Below are 20,222 nucleotides of genomic sequence, written 5' to 3'. Positions count from 1 at the left end.
CAGGATGAAATCCCTGAACCAGGAACAAGCAAAACGCCTCACCGATCGCGTGCTGTCGCTGTCGAAGGCCGACGAATGCACCGTGGCGATCGAAGGCAACCGTGTGGGCAACGTGCGCTTCGCGCGCAACAGCGTGTCGACCGCCGGCCTGACCGAAGACATGCAGCTGAACGTGCGCGTGGCCTTCGGCAAGCGCAGCGGCAGCGCCGCGATCAACGAATTCGACGACAATTCGCTGGAAAAAGCCGTGCGCCGCGCCGAGGAACTGGCCAGGCTGGCGCCGGAAAATCCCGAATTCATGCCCGCCATCGCGAAGCAGGAATACCGCTCCACCACCACCTTCGTGCCCAAGACCGCGGCGATCGACCCGGACTTCCGGGCCGAGGTGGCGGCCATCTGCATCGAGCTGGCGCGCAAGAACAAGCTGGTCACCGCCGGCTTCTTCACCGACAGCACCCGGTTCGCGACGATCGGCAACTCGAACGGCGTGTTCGGCCACCAGGACTTCACCGACCTGTCGTTCAGCCTCACCGCGCGCACCGAGGATGGTCGCGGTTCGGGCTGGGTGACGCGCTCGGCGGTCGACGCCGCGCGCTTCGACGCGCGCGAAGCGGCCGAAGTGGCGATCGAGAAGGCGCTGCGATCGCGGGAGGCGCGCGCGCTGGAGCCTGGCCGCTACACCGTGATCCTGGAGCCGGCGGCGACCTCGGAAATCCTCGGCAATATGTTCAGCGCTTTTGACGCGCGCTCGGCCGACGAGGGCCGCAGCTTCCTGTCGAAAGCCGGCGGCAAGAACCGCCTGGGCGACAAGCTGTTCGACAGCCAGGTGAACATCTGGGCCGACCCGTGGGACAAGGACGTGCCGGTCGCGCCGTGGGACAACGAATCGCTGCTGGCGCGCGAACGCACCCAGCTGGTCAAGGATGGCCGCGTGGCCTCGCTCGACTACTCGCGCTACTGGGCCCAGAAGACCGGCCAGCGCGCCACCGCGGGCCACGGCAACATGATCATGGCCGGCGGCACCAAGTCGCTGGAAGAGCTGATCGCGGGCACCAAGAAGGGCATCGTGGTCACCCGCACCTGGTATATCCGCATGGTCGATCCGCAGTCGCTGCTGCTCACGGGCCTGACCCGCGACGGCACCTTCTACGTCGAGAACGGCAAGATCAAGTACCCGCTCAAGAACTTCCGCTTCAACGAGAGCCCGGTCACGATCCTGAACAATATCGACGAACTGGGCAAGCCGCAGATCATCGGCGGCGACGAAGTGCCGTTCCAGATGGTGCTGCCGCCGATGAAGGTGCGCGACTTTAACTTCACCTCGCTGTCCGACGCGGTCTGACGGTCGCGAACTTCCATGGCGAGTTACGACTTCTACTTCACGCGTCTGATGTATGAATCGGGCAACTGGGACGTAGATATCCGCATGCCCAGCAACGTGCTGAACTCCCTGGTGGAGTACACCACGTTGCGGGTGGATACGACGGAGCGCATGGTCGCGCTGTCGGATCCGAAGATGCTGCAGGCACCGTTCTGCTACCTGGCCGGCCACAAGCTGGTGCAGTTCACCCCGGCGGAACGGAGCAATTTCGAGAAGTACGTGCGCGGCGGCGGCTTCGTCTTCGTGGACGACTGCAACCACGACATCGACGGCCTGTTCGCCAAGTCGTTCGAGGCCGAGATGGCGAAGATCTTCGGGCTGCATGCGCTCAAGAAGATCCCGAACAACCATCCGCTGTACTCGTGTTTCTTCAAGTTCGAGGACGGGCCGCCGACGACGTCGATGGAACTCAATGGCTGGGGCGACGACCTGGTGCACGAGTACCTGAAGGCGATCGAGATTGGCGGGCGCGTGCGCGTGCTGTACTCGAACAAGGACTATGGCTGCGAATGGGATTACGACTTCCGCAACAAGCGGTTCCTCGCGGTCGACAACACCCGTTTCGCGGTGAACATCATTCAATATGCGTTGGGAGCATGACCAGTGTCGCAACAAGATGCAGTAGCGTGGAATGAACAGGATATCGCCGCCCTGACGGCGAAAGTGGGCGCATTGAAGGCCAGCATGGCGCGCGTGATCATCGGCCAGGAAGACGTGGTCGACCTGCTCGTCACCTGCCTGCTGGCGGGCGGCCACGCGCTGGTCGAAGGCGTGCCGGGGCTGGGCAAGACCCTGCTCGTCAAGTCGCTGGCGCAGGCCACCGACATGCAGTTCCGCCGGGTGCAGTTCACGCCCGACCTGATGCCGTCGGATATCGTCGGCACCGAGATCCTGGAAGAAGACGCGGCGACCCGCCAGCGCGGGTTCCGTTTTCAGCCCGGCCCGGTGTTCACGCAAGTGCTGCTGGCCGACGAGATCAACCGCGCCCCGCCCAAGACCCAGTCGGCGCTGCTGGAGGCGATGCAGGAGCGTTCGGTGACCTTCGCCGGCCAGACCCATAAACTGCCGCGTCCCTTCTTCGTGCTGGCCACGCAGAACCCGATCGAGCAGGCCGGCACCTATCCGCTGCCCGAGGCCCAGCTCGACCGCTTCCTGCTGCGCATCGACGTGGTCTATCCGACCGAGGACGAGGAAGTGCTGATGGTCTCGCGCACGACCCATGCGGGCCTGCTCGATGCCGAGCCGGTGATGGATGTCGAGACCCTGCTGCGCCTGCAGCAGCTGGTGCGCGACATCGCGATCGGCGACCACCTGGTGCGCTATGCGACGCGCCTGGTGCGCGCCACCCGTCCGAGCGAGACCACGGTGGAGGCGGTGAAAAAGCACATCGGCTGGGGCGCCGGCCCGCGCGCCGGCCAGGCGCTGGTGCTGGCCTCCAAGGCGCGCGCGCTGATGCAGGGCCGCCTGGCGGTGACCCGCGACGACGTCCAGGCCATGCTGCTGCCGGTGCTGGCGCACCGCGTGCTGCGCAACTTCGAGGCCGAGGCCGACGGCATCGCCATCGCCGACGTGCTGCAGGCGCTGCGTAACGAAATCAAGGTGCCATAACCGGCGTTCGAACCATGTCGTTAGCGAACACCGCGCTGATCGCGCACACGCAAAAGCTCGACCTCGTGATCCGCCACGTGCTGGCGGGCCTGGGCCACGGCATCCACGCCGGCCGCGAGCGCGGGGCGGGCGTCGAGTTCTCGGAATACCGCGCCTACGTGCCCGGCGACGAGTGGCGCCGTGTCGACTGGAAACTGGCGGCGCGCGCCGACCGCTACTTCGTGCGCGAGGCCGAGCGCGACAGCCACGTGGCGGTCTGGCTGGTGCTCGACGCCAGCGCGTCGATGGCCGAACCAAGCCGCAGCACCCCTGGCCTCAACAAGCTGGCCTACGCGCGCGCGCTGCTCGGCTGCGTCGCCGCGATCGCGCAGCGCCAGGGAGATGCCTTCGGCCTGGTGGTGCTCGGTGGCGGCAAGGTGGCGTTCACGCCGGCCCTGCGCGGGCCGCGCCACCTGCAGCGCGTGCTGTCCCAGCTCCAGCGCGCCGAACCCGATGGCGACCTGCCGGATACCGCGACCCTGAAGGCGAGCCTGCACTTCGCCCAATCGCCGAGCGCGATCTACGCGGCCAGCGACCTGCTCGACTGGCCGTCGCCGCTGTCGGTGGCCTTGATCCGCCTGCGCCAGATGCGCCACGACGTGCGCGTGCTGGGCCTGCAGACCCAGGCCGAGATCGACGCCAGCTTTTCCAGCGAGCTGGCCTATCGCGATCCGGAACGCGAAGAAGGCGTGTTCCGCTTCGGCGCCGACCTGAAGGAAGGCTACCGCCGCAACCGCGAAGAACATTTCAACGCCGTCACGGCGCAGTGCCGCAAGAACGATATGCCGCTGACGCTGGCCGCGATCGAGCAGTCGCCGGTCGAGGTGCTGCGGCGCTGGTTGCGGCGTCCCGGAAGGTAACCCAGTGAAGATCACGCCATGAATGCACTCTGGTGGCTCGCGCTGCCTGTTCTCCTCCTGCCGATCTGGTGGCACCGCAAGAAGCGCGTGCAGAACCAGGCGGCCCTGATGTCGACCGCGCGCTTCCTGCCGCGCGCCGAGCCGCGCCAGACCCGCGTCTGGCGCTGGAGCGACCCGCTCTTGCTGCTGGTGCGCTGCTTGTTGCTGGCGGTCCTGATTGCCTGGCTGGCCGACCCGGTCTATCCGTGGCGCGGCGATACAGTCGTGGTGACGCAAGGCGCCGACCCCGCATGGGTCGAACGCGAGACGGCGCAAGCCGGCCTGGCGAACGCCGAGCGCGTCACGCTGACCGCCGCGCAAGCGCTGGGCTGGGTACACACGCACGAACGCGAATGGCAGCGTGACGCGCGCCTGATGGTGCTGGGCGACGTGCCGATGCCGGCCGCGAAGCCGGTGTTTGGCCGCCAGGTCGAGGTACGCACCCAGGCCAGCGCGCCCGTCAAGGTCGAGCGCCACGTCTACATCGCCAGCGAGCGCGCGGCCGAATGGCGCCGCATGTTCGCGGCGCAGGGCGGTCCCGATACAGTCATCGTCGACGACACGCCGGGCGCCGCGACCTCGCTGATCGTGTGGGACCGGGCCGAGGCGCCGCCCGCCGCGCTGCGCGCCCCGTTGTGGTGGGTGACGCAGCCGTCGACCTTCCCCGAGCTGGCCAAGCCGCGCGTGCTGGACGGGCTGCGCTACGCCGACAGCGCGCGTGGCCGCCTGTGGCATCATGCCGACTGGCCGCCGCGACATCCCGACGCCGCCCGCGCGCTGCTCGACGACTGGCAGCGGCTGCACGTCGGCCCGCGCCCATTCATGATGGCGTCGCAAGTATTCACGGCAAGCGACGCCGCCAATGCGCCGGGACCGGGCGGCGCGCTGCGCGGCGTTCTGCTGGCCGTCCTGGCCGCACTTTTTGTACTGGAAAGGAGTCTCACGCATGCACGGAGGCGTTGAGATCACCAAACGGGTATGGCGCGCAGCCCAGCTGCGCCGCCTGCCGCTGTGGATCGGCGGCGCGCTGCCGTGGCTGGCGATTCCTTCGGGACCGGGCCTGCTGGCCTGGGCCGGCTGGTGCGCGCTCGACTGGGTCAAGCTGCGCCGCCGCGTCACCTTCGAGTGGACCGCCTGGCTGGACGGCGCCGTGCCCGAGATGGAAGACAGCGCGGCCCTGCTCGAGGGGGCCGATTCGCCGATCGCCCGCCTGCAGCAGCAGCGCCTGTTCGACCGCCTGGACGCCGTCATCTCGCCGGCCCAGCTGCGCCGGATCGTCAGGCAGCATGTGTCCGCCGGCTATCCGATCATCCTGGTCAGCGCGGTGCTGGCGGGGATGGTGTGGTATGCGACCACCAGGCCCTCGGAAGCGGGCAGCGCAGCGCCAGCGGGCCCGGTGAGCAGCGCGAGCGCGGCCACGCTGGCCGGGCTCACCATCAAGCTGGCGCCGCCGGCTTATACCGGCATCAAGGCGTCCGAATCGGGCCCGGGCGACCTGCAGGCGCCGGAGCAGACCGTCGTCAGCTGGTGCCTGAAGGACGGCACCGCCGGGGACAACCGGATCGAACTGGGCAACGGCGAGGTGCTCGAGCCGGGCAAGGCGTGCGCGCGCTGGACCGCCACCGAGTCGGTGGTGTGGCGCTGGCGCGGCCAGCGCCACACGCTGCGCGTGATTCCCGATCAGCCGCCCGAGATCACGGTGCTTGCTCCGACCCAGATGATCCAGGACCTGCGCGAGAACGCGACGGGCGCCGCGATGGCGATCCGGATCCGCGACGACTACGCGATCCGGCGCGCCACCCTGCACATGACGCTGGCGCGCGGCAGCGGCGAGAACGTCAAGTTCACCGACCGCGAGATGCCGCTGCCGGCATCGAGCGACCCGAAGCGGCGCGACTGGTCGAAGCAATGGTCGCTCGCCGAGCTGGAGATGGAACCGGGCGACGAGCTGTATTTCTTCGTGCGCGCGACCGACAACGCCGGCAGGCCCCAGACCGTGCAGTCGCCCACCTACACCGTGCGCCGGCCGGCGCCGGAACAGGAAGCGGAAGAAGAGAGCGCGGCGATGCCGTCGCTGGTCAAGCCGGCGTCGCTGCGCAGCCAGCGCCAGATCATCATCGACACCGAACAGCTCATCGCCGATATGCGCGGCACGAAGATGGCGGCGGACGACGTACGCGACCGCAGCGAACGCATCGCCAACGACCAGGCGCAGCTGCGCCGCCGCTATGGCCAGTTCCTGGGCGAGGAATCGACGCTGTTCGCCGACAATGCCGGTTCCGGCACCGGCGGCGCGCAACAGCGGGACGAGCACGACGACCATGAAGGCCATGACCACGGCCCCGGCGAGCATCCGCAAGAGGAAAGCCACGGCCACGACCACGGCAGCCCGAACACCCGCAAGAGCGCCATCGTGAACGAGACCCAGCACATCCTGGAAACCTATGGCCACGCCCACGACGAGGCCGAGAACGCGACGATGTACGACGAGGGCACCAAGAAGGTGCTGCGCCGCGCGCTGGTCGCGATGTGGGATGCCGAGAAGTCGCTGCGCGCGATCGCACCGAAGACCGCCTTGCCGCCCGAGCACAAGGCGCTGGAAGCGATCAAGGAATTGCAGCAGGCCGAGCGCATCTACCTGCACAAGACCGCCTTCACCCCGCCGCCGATCAAGGAAGAAAAACGCATGACCGGCGAAATGGCGGGCGCCGCCAGCTACCGCCGCGAACAGGCGGCAGACGGTTCGCCGCTGCCGGAAGAGCTGCGCGCATTGGTGGCCGCCCTGTCCGGCGCGCCGTCCGGTGACACAGCGCTGCCTTCGCTATGGATGCGCACTGCCAACGACTGGGTGCGCACGCGCCTGAAGGACGACGAACAGCGCCTGGCCGCCCAGCGCGCGATCCAGGACGTGGCCGACGGCTGCATCGCCTGCCGCCCGGTGCTGCGCGCCTGGCTGCGCACCGGCGCCGGCGAGGGCCGGGTGCTGCTGCAGGGCAGCGGCAAGGTCGAGACCCCGTTCGCACGCCAGTGGCGCGAGGCGGGCGCGCCATGAACCAGACCCTGCTCATCGGCCTCATCGCCCTGGCCGGCGTCGTCAGCGCCGCGCTCTACCTGCGCCGCCGCCAGTGGCTGGACGCGCTCTTGATCGTCGTCGCGGCCGCCGCCCTGGGCCTGTTCGCGGCCGAGCTGCGCGTGCCCGGCGAGGCCGGCCGCACGCTGGCCATCGACCCGGCCGCGCCGCCGCTGTCCTTGTCGGCCTCGCTCCAGGGCGTGAATGCCCTGACCTTGAACGGCGACGGCCTGCGCGGCGCCGCATGGAACGATCTGCCGGCCCTGCCGCTCGCCTGGCAGGCGCCCAAGGGCGGCGCGCTACGCCTCGAGTTTCCGAGTCAGGTAGCCTTGGGCCGCCTGTTCACCCTGACGGTCGAGCGCGAAGCCAAGACCGGCAGTAAAGACGAGATCCAGGAAGAGATGCGCCTGGAACTGCTGGCCGAGAACGGCCAGCCGATCGCGCAGGCGCGCGGCGCGGGCAACCTGACCGTCGAATGGATGCCGCCGGTGGCCGAGCGCGTCGTCCTCAAGGCGCGCCTGCTGGATGCGAAGGACAAGGTGCTTGCCGAAGGCCCGGTGCCATTCACCGTGCACGAACCGGTCCAGTTGCAGGTCGTGGGCCGCTTCGGCGCGCCGTCGTTCGACCTGCGCGTGCTGAACGACCTGCTGGCCGGCAGCGGCGCACTGCTCGACTGGCAGGTCACGCTGGGCCGCGACGTCACCCGTACCGAGACGCCGCGCGAAGAGATGACGGCGCCGAACCTGATGGTGATCGATGCCGCCCGTTTCGAGCGCATGGGCGCCGGCGAACGCGCGTCCCTGCTCGAGCGCGTGGCCGCCGGCATGCCGCTCCTGGTGCTGGGCGGGAACGCGAACGATCCGGGCGTCTGGTCGCGCACCCTGCAATTGCCGCTGCGCGCGCAGCCGCTGGGCGGCAAGCTCGATGCGCCGTTGGAAATGCCGCTGGCGCCGATGCTGCCGGCGGCGCGCGACGCCGGCCCCTGGACCGGGTCGAGCGACATGGTCTGGACCCGCGACTGGAAGAAGGGCCGCATCGCCTGGCTGGGCGTGAGCGAATGGCACCGCCACGCGATCGCCGAACCGCGCAAGCTGGCGCTGTGGTGGCAGGGGGTGCTCGACCGCGTCGGCGTCGAGCGGCGCCAGGAAACCGAATGGCTGGCGCCCGCCGAGATGCCGCTGCCCGGCCAGCGCCTGGAAATCTGCGCCCGCGGCGTCGATGGCGAGGTCGCATTCCCGGAACTGAAACAAAGCTTGCGCTGGCAAGCCCGCGCCGATCGCGTCGATGCTTCCTGCGTCGCGCTGTGGCCGCAAAAACCCGGCTGGCTGCCGATGGCGGACCGCAAGGCGGGCGCGCACGCCGTCTACGTGTATGCGCAAGACGACTGGCCGCAATGGCAGGCAATGCAAAAGCGCGACGCCACCGCGCGCTACGCCGCCCGCACGGCGCAGCCGCCCGGCGACGGGCCGACACGCCCGATGCCGGCCTGGCCGTTCGCCCTGGCCTTCGCCGCGGCGATGCTGTCGCTATGGTGGCGCGAGCGCCGCTGATACGCCCCGGAGTCGCCGCGTGCGACTCCGTTGCAGCCCGCGTCCGGCGCGCCGGCCGGCCCCTCTCAGAACGTGTAGTCCGCCTTCACGTAGGCCGAGCGCCCATTCATGCCGAACGGGCAGGTTTCCCAGCAGTGCGTGAAGCCCAACTGCGGGAAAGGCGCCGCGCGCTCGGGATCCCAGCGCGTCGGATAGGTGTCGAACAGGTTGTTCACGCCCGCCGACAGCGCCAGGTTCTTGTTGAAGGCATAGCGCCCGGTCAGGTCGACGATCCACTTCGCTTCCCAGGTCTGCACGAACGGCGCCGTGAACCCCTGGCCCTGCACCGCGCCGAAGTAGTTGGCGCGCGCCGTCAGGTTCCACGGTCCGGTGGTGTAGTCGGCCGACACCACGTGGTGCTTGCGTGGCTGGCCGCGTTCGATCAGCGTCACCTGCGCGTCGTCGAACAATTGGGCACCGGTGAGCACCGGCGACTGCGAATGGCGGTCGTCGACCTCGGTCTTGTTGAAGCCCAGCTGGCCCGACAGCACCAGGGTCGAGCCCTGGCCACGGATGGTCTGCTGCGCCACCAGGTCGAGGCCGGTGGTGGTGGTGTCGATCGCATTGGTGAAGAACTGGGCCTGGCCCACGCGCAGCGGATCGAGGATGTTGCGGATCGGGCAGGCGGCCGGCGTCGGGCAGGGGCCGGACTCCGGTGCGATATTGCTGGAGAAGACGATGCGGTCGTCGATCTTCGTGCGGTAGACGTCGGCGGTGAGCGAGAAGCCCTGGGTCGGGCGCAGGATCATGCCGATGCTGGCGCTCTTCGAGGTTTCTTCCCGCAGCGGGGCGATGCCGAAGGCGCGCGTGACGGCGCTGTCTTCGCGCGCGGTCAGGGTCTCGGTCAGCACGCCGGCGGCGTTCAGGTTGGTCGACACCGAGCTGTAGAACTTCTGCTGCACGCCCGGCGCGCGGAAACCGGTCGAGGCGCTGCCGCGGATCCCGACGGTGCGGCTCGGGTCCCAGCGCAGGCTCAGCTTGCCGATCGTGGTGTTGCCGAAGTCCGAATAGCGTTCGTGGCGCGCCGCGGCGCCGAGCGTGACGTTGGCGCCGAACTGGCGCTCCAGGTCCAGGTAGTAGGCGGTATTGTGGCGGCCCTCGTCGACCGCGGTGCCCGGGGTGTAACCGGGGAAGCCCTGGATGCCCGAGGCGGCGATGCCGCCGTTCTGGTCGCGGATGACGATGGCGGGATTGTTGCTGCGGCCGTACTGGTACGAGACCGGATCGCCGGCCTCGATCTCGTAGTTGTCGCGCCGCCATTCGAAGCCGGCGGCCACGAACAGCTCGCCGCCCAGCACGTTCACCGGGCCCTTGAAATCGAGGTTGAAGGTGGTCTGCTCGAACTTGAGCGTGCCGGTGTCGGCCGACGTCGGCGACTCGCCGTTCTCGTACCAGTAGCTGACGTTGACCGAGTTCCGTTCGTGGAACTTGAGCTGGCTGCGGCCATGGTTGACGCTGGCGTCGGCGTTCCAGCCGTTCGGCAGGTCGTGGCGGTAGCCGACGGCGAGCGAGGCGTCCTGCACGGTGGTCACGATATTCGGCAGGAAGCCATTCGGATAGAGCGCGGGCACGTTGCGCGAATCCTCGGCCGGGCGGAAGAAGCCGCCCGAATCGCCCTTGCGTTTCGAGGCGCCGCCGAAAGCGTACAGTTCGCCGCCGGCGGTCGGGATGGCCGAATTCATCCACAGGTAATAGTCCTTGGCGTTGCTGTCGCCCAGGCGCTGGGTCACGCGCGGCGGGCTGACGCGCAGGGTGTCGGGACCCGCGCGGTTGGTCTCGTCGCGCTTCCTGGCCTCGACCGACAGGTTCAGGTAGCCGCCGTCGGCCCCCAGCGCGAAGCCGCGGTTGGCGCTGGCCGAATAGGTGTCGCCGTCGCCTTCGTCGGTGGTGCCGGCGCTGGCGCTGAGCGTGCCGTTGCCGGCGCCCTTCTTGAGGATGATGTTGATGACGCCCGCGATCGCGTCCGAGCCATACTGCGCCGCGGCGCCGTCGCGCAGCACCTCGATCGACTGGATCGCCGACAGCGGGATCGCATTGATGTCGGTGCCGGCCGAGCCGCGGCCGATGGTCTGCTGCACGTTGACCAGGGCTTGCTGGTGGCGGCGCTTGCCGTTGATGAGCACCAGGAGCTGGTCCGGGCCCAGGCCGCGCAGGGTGGCGGGGCGGATGATGTCGGTGCCGTCGCTCACGAAGGTGCTGGTGAAATTGAACGAGGGGTCGAGGTCTTGCAGCACCTTGCCCAGTTCGAGCGTGCCGGCGGACTGGATGTCCTTGCTGTTGATGAGGCCCACCGGAACCGCGGTGTCGAGCGCGGTCTTGGCCTGGGTGCGCGAGCCGAGCACCACGACTTGCGACATGCTGCTGTCCGTCTCCTGCGCGCCAACGGGCGCCAACGCCGCCATCAGTGCCGACGCCAACAGGGCGCGTTGCGGCAGTGTTTTCTTGTTCAACTTCCTGGTCATCCTCTCCCCCTGCATTGAGTGTTGTCATGTCATCCGCTTGACCGGATGTCATTTCATGTTAGCAACGGGTTCGCGATCTGCACTACGAAGTTATTGAAATAAGTAAATACGAAGGTGAACAGGTGGCACGGCTGTTGCATAAAAGAGACGTATTCTTTGAGTTCAAGGGATGTTCATGAGTTTCGGGTAATGCATTGAGAATAAACAAATTTTTGGTGAGAAATGTTGTGAGCAAGAGTTTGCTGGATTGTTACGTTCTTTAACAAGATTTCCAACGGTGTGCTGCCGAGTGGCTTTAGCATGTGATTTCAAGCCGGCGCTTTCGCCGCACTTCGTAGGCAGCCACATCATGATTCAACGACGAATCGACGAGCGGTCCGCGCTCGCTACCGAATATGCGTTGTTCCTGGCAGAGACGCGAGGCGTGTCGGCCGGGCTGATGTACCTCGAGAGCTGCAATGTCTCACGAGAGATCCTGCTGCGCGCCATGCAGGGTCCCGCCGCCCGCCGCAGCTGCGAGCGGCGTCAACGGCAACGGAACGACTAACATGAATATTACCCAGCTCTGCAAGCGCTACGGGCTGCAGCACCACGGCAGACTCGAAAGCGCCTGGGACGCCCACGGGCCGACCGGCATCGTGCTGATGCAGCTCTGGCACGCGCCCAACCAGAAAATCAGTGACCATCCGCTGCCCGGCGCGCAGCTGCGGGTGCGCTGCATGGAAGCCGGCCAGGCCGAACGGTCCGACGAAGCAGCGCGCGCCGCCCGCGTGCGCAGCATCGCGGCGCTGGAGGAGGGCGCGCGCGGCTTTGCCGCCATGTCGATCCCGCCGAGCCAGTCGCGCGGCGCCGGCGCCTGGGCCAAGTACGTCAATCTGGAACGGGTGTTCCCGGTGCTGGCGCTGGAACGCGAACCCTGCGGCGCGGTGTTCGCGGTGCTCGGCGCGCCCGTGCCGGCGTCCGAACTGGGCGTGGGCGGCCAGCTCCCGGAACGCCGTGCGCCCGCGCCGTGCCAGATCACGCGTGATCGCGCATCCACTCTTTCAGACCGTTGACCCAATTCCTGGCCGGCAGGTTCAGGCGCCGCTTGACCTCGCCGGCGCGCTCGTACAGCAGCGCGAAGTCGATCTCGGGCGCCTCCCGGAAGGCCAGCACCACCACGTTCGCGTCATGCACCTCGGGCAGCCAGGCGACAGCGTCGAACACCTGCTCCATGTGCAGGAAGTTCTTGTCATAGTTGCTGAAGTCGCCGAACACATTGGCGGTCATGATGCCGCCCGGCGCCAGGCAATCGCGGCAGCCCTGGTAGAACTCGACCGAATCGAGCACCGGGCCGCGCGCGTCCTGGTCGTACAGGTCGACCTGCAGCACGTCGAACTGGCCATGGTTGCCGCGGTCGAGCACGAAGTCGAGCGCATTCATTTCGCGCACGTCCAGGCGGGCATCGTTGTCGGGCAGGCCGAACAGCGCGCGGCAGATCGCGATCACGTTGGGATTGAGTTCGACCGCCGTGACCTTCGCCTCGGGAAAGCGCTGGTAGCAGAACTTGGTGAGCGCGGCGCTGCCCAGCCCGAGCTGGGCGATGCGGCGCGGCGCGCGCTGGAACAGCGTCCACATCATCATCATCTGCACGTATTCGAGCTCGATCGTGTCCGGCTTGGCGAGGCGCATCGCGCCCTGCACCCAGGAAGTGCCGAGGTGCAGGAAACGCACGCCTTCGAATTCGTCGATGGTGGCGGGCGGATGGCCGGGCTGGGCGAAGCGGGGATCGGTGGTGGACGGCGGCATGGTCGAGCGGCTGGAAAATCAACGCCGATCTTACCAGAGACGGTTCATGAGGTGGATGGCAGCGCCGGCAGGAACAGCGTCACCGCCAGCCCGCCGCCGTCGCGGTTGGCGAGCAGGATGCGCCCGCCATGTGCCTCGGCGATCTCGCGCGCCAGCGCCAGCCCCAGGCCGGTGCCGCTGCGCTTGGTCGAATAGAAGGGCACCAGCGCCTGGGTCAGCACCGCCTCGCTCATGCCGCTGCCGCGATCGAGCACGTCGATGCGCAGCTGGTCCTGCACGCGCCGCACCTGCAGCTGGACCTGCTCCGGCCTGGATCCTGACTCGTGCGCGTTCTTGAGCAGGTTCAGGAGCGCCTGCTCCAGCTGGGCGGGGTCGACCCGGGCAGGGTCCGGCGGCAGCTCGCCCTCGACGGCAAAATCGACCTGGCCGGTCAGGCGCGCGACCAGTTCCGGCCACGGGCAGGCTTCCAGGCGCGGCGCCGGCAGCTTGGCGAAGCGCGCATAGCCGAGGATGAAGCTCTCCAGGTGACGGGTGCGTTCGCCGATGGTCGAGAGGATCTGCGGCAGGCGCTCCACCTGCCCGCGCCGCACCAGCTCGGCGCCGGAATGCGCGAGCGAGGCAAGGGGCGCCAGCGAGTTGTTGAGTTCATGGCTGATCACGCGGATCACCTTCTTCCAGGTCTGCACTTCCTGGCGCCGCAGTTCGGCCGTCAGCTGGCGCAGCAGCAGCAGCTCGTGGCGCCGCCCATTCAGGTTGAAGGTGCTGCGCGCCAGGTGATAGACCTCTTCGCTTTCCCCTTCGCCGGCGCTGAACAGGCCGTCGCCGCCGCGCGCCAGCGCTTCGCGCAGGGCCGGCGCGGCGTTGTCGAGCACGGCGCGCAGCGCATGACCCTCGAGCTTGCGCCCATGCGCCAGCAGCTGGCGCGCGGCGACGTTGGCGTAGACGATGACCCCTGAATGCGCGCCGGCGTGGGACGCAGAATCGGCCACCAGCAGCATCGCCACCGGCGTGTTCTGCACCATCGAGTCGAGCAGCAGTTCGCGCTGGGCCAGGCCCAGGCGCTGCTCGCGCAGCACGGCGCCCAGCCGGTTGTGGGCCGCGATCAGGTCGCTCAGCTCATCGTTGTGCGGCCAATGCAGGCTGAAGGAAAAGTCGCCGTCGCGGTAGCTGTCGACCGTCCCCTCCAGCGCGCGAAACAGCGACAGGATGGGCTGGATTTGCGCGCGCAGGGTGATGATCGCGACCGGCAGCAGTCCGAGCAGGCACAGGCCCGCGACCAGCAGCGGGCGGCCGGGGAACAGGGCGTCCAGGCCCAGCGCGGCCAGCATGCCCAGGACGAGCAGGGTGCCGACCAGCGCCGACAGGCGCGTGACCAGCGAGAACCTGGCCCGGCCCGGCGCCTGGCTCATGCGCATTCGCTCATGAATGCACTCATGGACGTGGAATCGCCAGCCGCTCCATGCGGCGGTACAGCGCCTGGCGCGACAGTCCGAGTTCGTTCGCCGCCTGCGCCACCACGCCGCCGGCGCGCGCCAGCGCCCCCACGATGGCGTCGCGGTCGGGTTCCGTGTCCTGGGCCGGCAGGCTGGCGGCCGGCAGCCCGAGATCGGTCGCCCTGATGGTGTCGCCGCTCGACAGCAGGTTGGCGCGCGCCATCACGTTCTTCAGTTCGCGCACATTGCCGGGCCAGGGGTGGGCCAGCAAGGCCGCTTCGGCCGCCGGATGCAGGGTCTTGCCGCGTTCCAGGTACGACTGGGCCAGCGGCAGGATGTCGCCCGGACGGCTCGCGAGCGGCGGCAGGCGCAGCTCGATCACGTTCAGGCGGTAGAACAGGTCTTCGCGGAAGGTCCCGGCGCGGATCATGGCCGCCAGGTCGGCATTGGTGGCGCTGATCACGCGCACCTTCACCTGCCGCTCGCGGTTCGAGCCGAGCCGCTCGAAACGGCCGGTTTCCAGCACCCGCAGCAGCTTCATCTGCCCGGCCAGCGGCAGGTTGCCGATTTCGTCGAGGAACAGGGTGCCGCCGTCGGCGGCCTCGAACTTGCCTTCGCGCGCCTTCGAGGCGCCGGTATAGGCGCCGGCGTCGGCGCCGAACAGCTCGGCCTCGATCAGTTCGGACGGCAGGGCGCCGCAGTTGAGGACCACGAAGGGGCCGTCGGCCACCGTCGAATTGGCCTGGATGATCTCGGCGATGCGTTCCTTGCCGGTGCCGTTGGGCCCCGTGATCAAGACCGGCACGAAGGCAGCAGCCACCTGGCAGGTCAGGTGCAGCACGCGTTCGGTGGCCGGATCCTGCCACACCAGGCCGCGCAGATCGAAGTTCAGTTCGAGCTCGCGCCTGGCCTTGCGTTCGCGCTGCAGGCGGCTGGCAAGCAGCCGGTTGGCCTGGCCCAGCTCGATCAGGTTGCTGACCGTGGCCAGCAGGCGCTCGTCGTTCCAGGGCTTGGACAGATAGTCGGCGGCGCCAAGCTTGACCAGGTCGACCGCCGCGTCCAGGTGGGTCCAGGCGGTGAGCAGGATCACCGGCAGGTCGGGATGACGCAGGCGGATCTCGCGAAACAGGGCCACGCCTTCCTCGCCCGACGTGGTGTCGGCCGTGAAGTTCATGTCCTGGATTACCAGATCGACCGGCTCGCGGCCGAGGAGGTCCAGGCCTTCCTCGGGCGAGGCCGCGCGCAGCGCCGCGATGTCGTGCAGCGAGAACAGCACCTCGAGCGCCATGGCGACGGCGGCGTTGTCGTCGATGATGAGAACGGTGGGCATGGCCGCAAGCATAGCATCCTCGCGGTCAAGTACTGCGGGTGGCCAGCGCCGGCGAGATGCTGGCCGCGCGCCATGCCGGGCCATAGGCGGCCAGGATGCCGATCGCCCAGAACAGCAGGGCGCCGGCGGCCAGGTAGGGCAGCGGCAGCCGTGTCATTTCCAGCTCGCTCACCAACAGCTGGTTCAGGCCCACGCCCAGCAGCACGCCGCCGAACACGCCGCCGCTGGTGATCAGGACGTTCTCCACGATGAAGTAGCGCAGGATGTCGATTTTGCGCGCGCCGAGGGCGCGCCGCACGCCGATCTGCTTGCGGCGCTGGGTCACCCACAGGCTGGCCATGCCGACGATGCCGCTGCAGGTGATCAGGAGCAGCAGCGCGCTGACCGTCACCAGCATCCATGACAGCGCCATGTCGGCGCGGTAGCGGTCCTTGCGGTCGGCTTCGACCGTCTTGATGCGCAGGATCATCGGCGTGGCCGACGATTTGCGCAGCGCCAGTTCGGCTTCCCGCATCACGCGGTCGCGCTGGCCCGGCTCGGCGCGCATGGCGTACATCGTGCCCGGGCGGCCATACATGAATTCGGGGATCAGGATCGAATACTCCCCATCCATGCCCACTTCGGCATGCACGGTCTGCAGGCGCTCGACCACGCCGACCACCTGTGCCCCGCGCGCCCCGTTGCCGGTGCCGAAGTACATCATCTTGCCGACCGCCGGCGCGCCTGGCCACAGCTTCTCGGCCAGCGCCTTCGTCATGAGGATGGTTTCCGGCAGCCTGTTCTCGAGGGTCTGGTTGACCTCGGGGATTTCGTGCGGCAGGAAGTCGCGGCCCTCGACCAGTTTCAGGCCGAGGGTCTTGACCATCGATCCATCCGCCAGATAGGTCGAGGCATAGGCGCTCTCGCGCTCCTGGCGCGGATCGGCGGAGACACTGGTGGTGCCGCCACTTTGCGACATCGGCATCTGCGACGCCTGGCCGGCCGATACCATGCCGGGCACCGAACGCAGCACCTCGAGCTCGCGCTTGATGGTGGCCAGCATCTGCTCCGGCGTGTCCTGGTTCAGGTTGCGCACCGCGAAATAGAAGGTCGCGGCTTCGTCGGCCAGGCCGGAAGGGCGGGCCGCCACTTCGCGCCGTTCGTTGACGATGTGCAGGGCGTTGGCCAGGATCGCCAGGCTCAGGGCGACCTGCATCGCCACCAGGATCGGGCCGGTCTTGTTGCGCAACAGCGCGGACAGGATGGGTCGGATTTCCATGTTCATTCTCCGAAGGTCATTGCGATTTGAGCTGGATGGCCGGTGTCACCTGGCAGGCGCGCCAGGTCGGCAGCAGGCCGGCGATCAGCGAGGCGCAGACCGACAGCACGAAGGTCAGCGCCAGCATCTGCCAGTCCATGCGCGCCACCGCTGCCATACTCTTGCTTTCCATGCCGATCAGGGCCAGCGCGCCGAAGGCCAGCGCCAGTCCCAGCACGCCGCCGGCCAGGCCGACCACCCCGGTCTCGAGCAGGAACTGGCGGAAGATGTCGCGCCGCGAGGCGCCCAGCGCGCGGCGGATGCCGACCTCGGAGGCGCGCACCGAGAACTTCGCCAGCAGCAGGCCGACGGTATTCACCAGGCACAGGAGCAGGAAGCCGAACGCCAACCAGGCCGACAGCCGGGTATCGTTGCCCACCACCTTCTGCTTTTCCATCCATTCCATCACGTCGTACAGCTCGACCGGCGCCTGGCGCTTCAGGCGGCCCAGCTTGCGCTGTTCGCTCGCATAATTTTCGAGGAAGGCATGCAGGTCGGCGCGGTCCATGGCTGAGCGCGTCTCGAGCCAGAGCTGAATCCAGGTGCATTCCGAGGCCAGCAACGAGGCATAGCCGGAATCGCGCGACTCGCTGCAGTTGACGCTGCCATAGGGCTGCATCTCGCGCCGCACCGCGGTGGGGAAGGGAATCATGAAGTCCTCGCCGGTGGCGGGGCCGCTGCCGATCAGCTTGTAATAGCGCGGCATCGGATTCCACTCGTCGAGCACGCCGACCACGGTGAAAGGTTCGCCGCCCATGCGCAGGCGCTGGCCAACCGGGTTGGCGTCGCCGAACAGCTTTTCGGCCACCGCGCGATTGAGTACCACCACGTTGGCGCCGCGCGCCTCGTCCTCGGCGCTCCATGCCTGGCCATGCAGGAAGGGCACCTCGAACATGGCGAAGAACTCGCGCGTCGGCGCCAGGCCGTAGCCGGTAAAGGCCGGGATGTCGGCGCGCGGCGGCTCGATCGGCATGCCGGTGCCGAACAGCGCCGTGCCACGGTCGCCCGGCTTGGCGCGCAGGAGGTTCGTCGCATCCTTGTAGGTCATCTGCATGTCGATGTGCTCGGAACCTGGGATATAGCCTTCGGGTTGGGCGTTGTCGATGAACGGCACGAACAGGCGGTCGCTCTTCGATGGGATCGGGTCGCCCGACATCGCGTGCAGGATGGTAAGCGTCGAGACGCTGGCGGCCACGCCGACCGCCAGGGTCAGCACCATCAGCGCGGTCAGGTAGCGGTTGCGGCGCAGGCTGCGCACGCCGAGCTTGAAGTAATAGCCGAACATGGCCGCTCCTTATGCCGGCACCGAGGCGTGGGCCGGGGCGTGGCCATCCACCAGCGACGGCCCGCGCCGCACCAGGTCGGACACCTGGCCGTCGATGATGTGCACGTTGCGGTGGGTGCGCACCGCGAGCTCCGGATCGTGGGTCACCATCAGGATCGTGGTGCCGGCGGCGTTGATCTCTTCCAGCAGTTCCATCACGCCGCGCGCCATCTGGGTATCGAGGTTGCCGGTCGGTTCGTCGGCCAGCAGCAGCTTGGGCGAGCCGGCCAGCGCGCGCGCGATCGCCACGCGCTGCTGCTGGCCGCCCGACAGCTCGGCCGGGTAATGCCGCATGCGCGAGGCCAGGCCGACCTTGGCCAGCGCGTCCTCGATGCGCTCCTTGCGCTCGCGCGCATTGAAGCCGCGGTAGCGCAGCGGCACGTCGACATTGTCGAACAGGTTCAGGTCGGGGATCAGGTTGAATCCCTGGAAGATGAAGCCCAGCTTCTCGTTGCGCAGGCGCGAGCGGGCCGCGTCGTCCAGGCCTTGCACGTTGACGCCGTCCAGGACGTATTCGCCCGAGGTGAATTCCTCGAGCAGGCCGGCGATGTTCAAAAAGCTGGTCTTGCCGGAGCCGGACGGCCCGGTGACGGTGACGAACTCGCCCTGGCCGACGTGGATATCGAAGCCGCGCAGCGCGTGGGTCTCGATCATGTGGGTGCGGTACACCTTGGAGAGGTTGGTCATGCGCAGCATGGTTGGCTCCTTGTTCTGGAAAATGTCAGTTGATCGAAACACGTGCGGCGTTCTCGAAGGCGTCGGTGCCGGCCACCACGATCCGGTCGCCGGCCTTCAGGCCGGACAGGATCTCGACCGCCGAGATGCTGGTGGCGCCGACCTGGATCGGAGTGCGCACGGCGACCCCGTCGCGCATCACGTAGGCATGGCGGCCGCCTTCGTTTTCCACGAACGGGCCGCGCTGCACCATCAGGACGTCCGGTTTTTCCTCGATCAGCAGGCGCGCGCTGACGCGCTGGCTCTGGCGCAGGCCCTTGGGCTGCTCGCCGTCGAAGCGTACCCGCGCCAGCACCTGGTTCTTGACCACCTCGGGCGACAGCGCCGACAGCTTGCCGGTGGCGCGGCCCGACGGCAGCGTGATCTCGGCGCTCATGCCCAGGCCCAGGTCGCCGGCATAGGTCTCGGGCACCTCGACCTCGACTTCGAGCTTGGACAGGTCGACCAGGGTCATCAGCGGGGCATTGGCGATGACCACCATGCGGTTCTGGACGTTCAGGGTGCCGATGAAGCCGTCGACCGGCGCGCGCACGGTCAGCTCGTCGACGCGGCGCTGGGCATTGGCCATCGACAGGCGCGCGCGCTCCATCTCGTTGGTCTTGGTGCGGATCGCCAGCTGGACGTCGTCGCCTTCGAGCGCGGCCGCCTGCGCCGCGTGCCTGGCGCGGATGCCGGCCGAATCGAGCGCATCCTGGGCCTTCTGGTAGTCGATCTTGGCGATGATGCCGACCACGCCCACGCTGTCGTAGCGCTCCACCGTGCGCTGGGCCGACAGGCGCTCGATTTCGGCGGTGTCGGCTTCGCGCCTGGCCAGCAGCTTCTGCTTGCTGGCCAGGATCTGCTGGCGCGCCACCTCGGCCTTGAGCTGTTCGTAGGTCGAGACTTCGCGCTTGAGGGCGTCGGTCAGGTCGGGCGACTCCAGTACCGCCAGCACGTCGCCCTTCTTCACCGTGTCGCCGGCGGCGACCTTCAGGTTGACCGTGGCGGGGGCGGTGGAATACAGGGTCGGGCTGACGGCGGCCACCACGCGGCCGTTGACGGCGGCGTCGCGCACCAGCGTGCCGCGCTGGACTTCGGCGATGCGCACGCGGCTGGCGGAGACGGAATGTTCGCTGCCGCTCCAGGCGGCGAACACGGCGACGCTGGCGGCCAGCAGGGCGGCGGCGGCGCCGATCAGCAGCGCGCGGCGCTTGAAGGTGTGGGACGCCGACGGGGCAACGACGGCGTCTTGTTGCGATGTATCGCGAATCATGTTGTGTCCAGTAAC

17 protein-coding genes are annotated in these 20,222 nt (G+C 68.2%); 9 read left to right on the top strand and 8 right to left on the bottom strand.

The genetic code is table 11. From position 1 onward, the window contains the following. Positions 1–4: 4 nt before the first annotated feature. The 7 genes from ACZ9AQ_RS00835 to ACZ9AQ_RS00805 are packed head-to-tail and all read left to right on the top strand — an operon-like array spanning position 5 to position 8,547. Positions 5–1,342, top strand: a complete 1,338-nt coding sequence (locus ACZ9AQ_RS00835) for a TldD/PmbA family protein (protein WP_429201527.1) — start codon at positions 5–7, stop codon at positions 1,340–1,342. Between the two features lie 15 nt (positions 1,343–1,357). After that, positions 1,358–1,981 (top strand): DUF4159 domain-containing protein, encoded by a 624-nt coding sequence (locus tag ACZ9AQ_RS00830; RefSeq protein WP_005663557.1) that lies wholly within the window; start codon positions 1,358–1,360, stop codon positions 1,979–1,981. Between the two features lie 3 nt (positions 1,982–1,984). Beyond that, complete coding sequence (locus ACZ9AQ_RS00825; RefSeq protein WP_429201530.1) at positions 1,985–2,989, top strand: AAA family ATPase; 1,005 nt, start codon at positions 1,985–1,987, stop codon at positions 2,987–2,989. Positions 2,990–3,003: 14 nt separating this feature from the next. Continuing rightward, the gene (locus tag ACZ9AQ_RS00820) at positions 3,004–3,888 is read left to right on the top strand and encodes a DUF58 domain-containing protein (RefSeq protein WP_429201531.1); all 885 of its coding nucleotides are present in this window, start codon (positions 3,004–3,006) and stop codon (positions 3,886–3,888) included. An 18-nt stretch (positions 3,889–3,906) separates the two neighbouring features. Beyond that, positions 3,907–4,890, top strand: a complete 984-nt coding sequence (locus ACZ9AQ_RS00815; protein ID WP_429201533.1) for a BatA domain-containing protein — start codon at positions 3,907–3,909, stop codon at positions 4,888–4,890. Then, positions 4,874–6,979: a hypothetical protein gene (locus ACZ9AQ_RS00810; protein WP_429201535.1), complete on the top strand. Its 2,106-nt coding sequence runs from the start codon at positions 4,874–4,876 to the stop codon at positions 6,977–6,979. Before ACZ9AQ_RS00815 ends, ACZ9AQ_RS00810 begins: the two co-directional genes overlap by 17 nt. Further along, positions 6,976–8,547, top strand: a complete 1,572-nt coding sequence (locus tag ACZ9AQ_RS00805) for a hypothetical protein (protein WP_429201537.1) — start codon at positions 6,976–6,978, stop codon at positions 8,545–8,547. Before ACZ9AQ_RS00810 ends, ACZ9AQ_RS00805 begins: the two co-directional genes overlap by 4 nt. A 65-nt stretch (positions 8,548–8,612) precedes the next feature. Here ACZ9AQ_RS00805 and ACZ9AQ_RS00800 read toward each other — a convergent pair whose 3' ends face one another. Beyond that, complete coding sequence (locus ACZ9AQ_RS00800; RefSeq protein WP_429201539.1) at positions 8,613–11,048, bottom strand: TonB-dependent receptor plug domain-containing protein; 2,436 nt, start codon at positions 11,046–11,048, stop codon at positions 8,613–8,615. 349 nt (positions 11,049–11,397) lie between these two features. On the opposite strand from ACZ9AQ_RS00800, the gene ACZ9AQ_RS00795 reads away from it, so the two are divergent. Both ACZ9AQ_RS00795 and ACZ9AQ_RS00790 read left to right on the top strand, forming a co-directional pair. After that, entirely contained in the window at positions 11,398–11,595 is a 198-nt protein-coding gene (locus ACZ9AQ_RS00795) for a hypothetical protein (protein WP_429201541.1), read from the top strand. A 1-nt stretch (position 11,596) separates the two neighbouring features. Beyond that, entirely contained in the window at positions 11,597–12,103 is a 507-nt protein-coding gene (locus tag ACZ9AQ_RS00790; protein WP_429201542.1) for a hypothetical protein, read from the top strand. On the opposite strand, the gene ACZ9AQ_RS00785 is transcribed toward ACZ9AQ_RS00790, so the two are convergent. Genes ACZ9AQ_RS00785 through ACZ9AQ_RS00755 form a run of 7 tightly spaced genes read right to left on the bottom strand, consistent with a single transcriptional unit; the run spans position 12,066 to position 20,207 of the window. Then, positions 12,066–12,836, bottom strand: coding sequence for a spermine/spermidine synthase domain-containing protein (locus ACZ9AQ_RS00785; protein WP_429201543.1), 771 nt, complete (start codon positions 12,834–12,836; stop codon positions 12,066–12,068). The genes ACZ9AQ_RS00790 and ACZ9AQ_RS00785 overlap by 38 nt on opposite strands. 44 nt (positions 12,837–12,880) lie before the next feature. Beyond that, complete coding sequence (locus ACZ9AQ_RS00780; RefSeq protein WP_429201545.1) at positions 12,881–14,251, bottom strand: sensor histidine kinase; 1,371 nt, start codon at positions 14,249–14,251, stop codon at positions 12,881–12,883. A 16-nt stretch (positions 14,252–14,267) separates the two neighbouring features. Beyond that, the gene (locus ACZ9AQ_RS00775; protein WP_429201547.1) at positions 14,268–15,599 is read right to left on the bottom strand and encodes a sigma-54-dependent transcriptional regulator; all 1,332 of its coding nucleotides are present in this window, start codon (positions 15,597–15,599) and stop codon (positions 14,268–14,270) included. 25 nt (positions 15,600–15,624) lie between these two features. Further along, positions 15,625–16,857: an ABC transporter permease gene (locus tag ACZ9AQ_RS00770; protein WP_429201549.1), complete on the bottom strand. Its 1,233-nt coding sequence runs from the start codon at positions 16,855–16,857 to the stop codon at positions 15,625–15,627. Between the two features lie 16 nt (positions 16,858–16,873). Continuing rightward, on the bottom strand, positions 16,874–18,181 hold the full coding sequence (locus ACZ9AQ_RS00765; RefSeq protein WP_429201551.1) for an ABC transporter permease: 1,308 nt from the start codon (positions 18,179–18,181) through the stop codon (positions 16,874–16,876). Positions 18,182–18,190: 9 nt separating this feature from the next. Beyond that, complete coding sequence (locus tag ACZ9AQ_RS00760) at positions 18,191–18,916, bottom strand: ABC transporter ATP-binding protein (RefSeq protein WP_429201553.1); 726 nt, start codon at positions 18,914–18,916, stop codon at positions 18,191–18,193. A gap of 25 nt (positions 18,917–18,941) precedes the next feature. Beyond that, positions 18,942–20,207, bottom strand: coding sequence for an efflux RND transporter periplasmic adaptor subunit (locus ACZ9AQ_RS00755; RefSeq protein WP_429201555.1), 1,266 nt, complete (start codon positions 20,205–20,207; stop codon positions 18,942–18,944). Positions 20,208–20,222 lie beyond the last annotated feature (15 nt).

Source organism: Massilia sp. UYP34 (assembly GCF_056279385.1).
Note: the sequence above shows the minus strand (reverse complement) of the source record. Positions and strands in the feature narration are given on the sequence as shown.

Coding starts and splice junctions, on each gene's coding strand:
- ACZ9AQ_RS00835 (WP_429201527.1), top strand. CDS start 5: ATGAAATCCCTGAACCAGGAACAAGCAAAACGCCTCACCGATCGCGTG.
- ACZ9AQ_RS00830 (WP_005663557.1), top strand. CDS start 1,358: ATGGCGAGTTACGACTTCTACTTCACGCGTCTGATGTATGAATCGGGC.
- ACZ9AQ_RS00820 (WP_429201531.1), top strand. CDS start 3,004: ATGTCGTTAGCGAACACCGCGCTGATCGCGCACACGCAAAAGCTCGAC.
- ACZ9AQ_RS00815 (WP_429201533.1), top strand. CDS start 3,907: ATGAATGCACTCTGGTGGCTCGCGCTGCCTGTTCTCCTCCTGCCGATC.
- ACZ9AQ_RS00810 (WP_429201535.1), top strand. CDS start 4,874: ATGCACGGAGGCGTTGAGATCACCAAACGGGTATGGCGCGCAGCCCAG.
- ACZ9AQ_RS00805 (WP_429201537.1), top strand. CDS start 6,976: ATGAACCAGACCCTGCTCATCGGCCTCATCGCCCTGGCCGGCGTCGTC.
- ACZ9AQ_RS00800 (WP_429201539.1), bottom strand. CDS start 11,048: ATGACCAGGAAGTTGAACAAGAAAACACTGCCGCAACGCGCCCTGTTG.
- ACZ9AQ_RS00795 (WP_429201541.1), top strand. CDS start 11,398: ATGATTCAACGACGAATCGACGAGCGGTCCGCGCTCGCTACCGAATAT.
- ACZ9AQ_RS00790 (WP_429201542.1), top strand. CDS start 11,597: ATGAATATTACCCAGCTCTGCAAGCGCTACGGGCTGCAGCACCACGGC.
- ACZ9AQ_RS00785 (WP_429201543.1), bottom strand. CDS start 12,836: ATGCCGCCGTCCACCACCGATCCCCGCTTCGCCCAGCCCGGCCATCCG.
- ACZ9AQ_RS00780 (WP_429201545.1), bottom strand. CDS start 14,251: ATGCGCATGAGCCAGGCGCCGGGCCGGGCCAGGTTCTCGCTGGTCACG.
- ACZ9AQ_RS00775 (WP_429201547.1), bottom strand. CDS start 15,599: ATGCCCACCGTTCTCATCATCGACGACAACGCCGCCGTCGCCATGGCG.
- ACZ9AQ_RS00770 (WP_429201549.1), bottom strand. CDS start 16,857: ATGGAAATCCGACCCATCCTGTCCGCGCTGTTGCGCAACAAGACCGGC.
- ACZ9AQ_RS00765 (WP_429201551.1), bottom strand. CDS start 18,181: ATGTTCGGCTATTACTTCAAGCTCGGCGTGCGCAGCCTGCGCCGCAAC.
- ACZ9AQ_RS00760 (WP_429201553.1), bottom strand. CDS start 18,916: ATGCTGCGCATGACCAACCTCTCCAAGGTGTACCGCACCCACATGATC.
- ACZ9AQ_RS00755 (WP_429201555.1), bottom strand. CDS start 20,207: ATGATTCGCGATACATCGCAACAAGACGCCGTCGTTGCCCCGTCGGCG.